The following is a 1,740-nucleotide window of genomic DNA, read 5'->3' as shown; positions in this document are numbered from 1 at the left end:
CCCTGTGCATGTGCGTTTGTGATTGTTCCACTATTTTCGCCAACAAGAAGACCAATGTATAAATTATTCCCGTTTGTAACATTCTCTGTTATATTTTCATTCTTTAGAATAATGTTTTCCAAAATACCACCTGAACCGACTTGTCCAAAAAGGCCGACATATTCGCTATTGGGATTGTTTATCGTCAGGTTGGTAATGGTATGACCAAGACCATTTAAGGTGCCATTGAATGCAGCGCTGCTCGCGATCAGTGAAGATGTCAGCGTGCCAAGTTGAGGCATCAAGATCAGCAGCAAGGGCGTAGTAGCCGGATGTGCCAATACTTGAAAGCTGGCTTGCATGGGAAAGCAGGGTATAGGCATTGCCGTCAATGTTCAGGGCAGGTCCGGCGGCGGCATTGGTAAAGGATATGGCCGATCCGCTGCCGAAGTTTACTGTCCCATCCCCTGTGCCAGTGCCACCAATATTGTTGTTGGTGGTCAGCGTCAGCTTACCTGCCCCGCTAACGGTAATATCGGCATTGAGGGTGATGGAGTGATAGGCGGACAGGATCAGACTGGCGGTGCTGTTCCAGGTCAGGGCTGCGTTGAGCAGAATGTCTCCGCTGCCCGAACTGTTCGTTCCCGCACCGTTGATGTTCGATCCGGTGGTGGCCGATGTCTGTTCTGTGACATTGGTACCGCTGTTTAGTGCGCTATTGATGGTACTGGCGGCGGCACTGTCGATCGTCAGGTCATCAGGGTCGAGCAACCAGTTTCCGCCCCGCCCGGCGCTGACGGTCGCAGCCCCTATTGCCAGCGTATGCGCCGAGGTCTCAATTGTGCCACCCGCGCCATTGCCTTGGCCGGTGGCTTTCAGGGTCGCCCCCGAGGCCACGGTGGTGCGGCGGGCCAGATTGGTGCCGCCCATGCTATCGGTGCCGACAAGGATCTGCCCGCCCTTGCGCCCGGCTTTGCTGGCCGAGGCATTCAGCACGGCCTTACCGCCAAGGCTTACGGCCTCACCATTGACGCGGATGACACCGCCAGAGCCATCAGCATTGGTGGCGCTCAGCACGGTGCTTTCCACCGTTACGGTACCATGGGGTGCACTCAGCCAGACCTGTCCGTTCACCGTTGTGGTGCCGGTGGCCTGCACCAGTCCTTCGCGGTTGCCCGCCAGCGCGTAAACATTGCCCCCGGCCGAGGCCAGCGTGGCGGCGGCGGCCTTTATCCGCCCGGTATTGGTGACGTTGCCCTTAGCTTTGCTGTCGGCCACCACATAGATGCCCGCGGGGCCATCCGCCTCGCTCAGCACCACCTGATTACCCGCAACCAGTGCCGCCGTGCCACCTGCGGCGCTGATTTCGCCACTGTTAGTGACAGCAGCTCCCACCAACACCACATTACCGTTGGTGCTGGTAATTTTGCCCGCATTGGTCACGCTGCCCGAAGACGTGCCAGACAGGGTGACGTTGCCCCCCTTCATGAACGCACTGTTCGGCGTATCGCGGGTTGAGGCCACAAAGCTGCCACCTGTTAACACCGTGCCGCTTGGGCCGACCACTACCCCATTGGGGTTGATGAGGAACACTGTGCCAGTTGCCCCCAGATGCCCCTGAATGGAGGAAAGCTGCTCGCCCGTTACCCGGTTGAGGGTCGCGCCGCTGCCATTGTTGAACTGGACCGCACCGCCTGCGCCGATGGAAAAGCCCTGCCAGTTGATAACCCCGCGCGCAGAGGACTGGGTAATGGTTGTAGT

1 protein-coding gene is annotated in these 1,740 nt (G+C 58.3%); it reads right to left on the bottom strand.

Translation table 11 applies throughout. The features are described 5' to 3' along the window. Positions 1-165 precede the first annotated feature (165 nt). Positions 166-1,740: two-partner secretion domain-containing protein (locus tag JCM25146_RS15895; RefSeq protein ID WP_025829277.1), on the bottom strand; the 1,575-nt coding region annotated here is incomplete at its 5' end.

This window comes from Acetobacter okinawensis JCM 25146 (genome assembly GCF_000613865.1).
Taxonomy (GTDB): Bacteria; Pseudomonadota; Alphaproteobacteria; order Acetobacterales; family Acetobacteraceae; genus Acetobacter; species Acetobacter okinawensis.
This window is presented reverse-complemented; position numbering and strand designations above follow the sequence as displayed.